We start from the raw sequence: 229 nt of genomic DNA on the forward strand, positions 1-229 counted from the left end.
CATTTGAAGGTATGAATAACATCAATTTGGTCGTGCCGTTTAAAGAAGGTTTGTTAAAAGTGACAAAAGATCAAATGACTGTCGATCTCCTTCAAGAAAATGAATTTTTTTTCCATGAGATTATAGGTTGTACAATTGTTTCTGAAGAAGCCGAAACAATTGGTGTTGTGAATGATATTCTACAAACAGGTGCTAATGCTGTATGGGGGGTTAAAGGCTCAAAGAAAGA

At 34.9% G+C, this 229-nt stretch carries 1 protein-coding gene; it reads left to right on the plus strand.

Annotated elements, in window-relative coordinates:
* Positions 1-11: 11 nt before the first annotated feature.
* On the plus strand, positions 12-229 hold a 218-nt coding region (locus tag KVT27_RS26470; RefSeq protein ID WP_254636320.1), incomplete at its 3' end, for a PRC-barrel domain-containing protein.

It is taken from the genome of Lysinibacillus sp. GbtcB16, assembly GCF_019091145.1.
In the GTDB taxonomy this organism is placed as follows: Bacteria; Bacillota; Bacilli; order Bacillales_A; family Planococcaceae; genus Lysinibacillus; species Lysinibacillus fusiformis.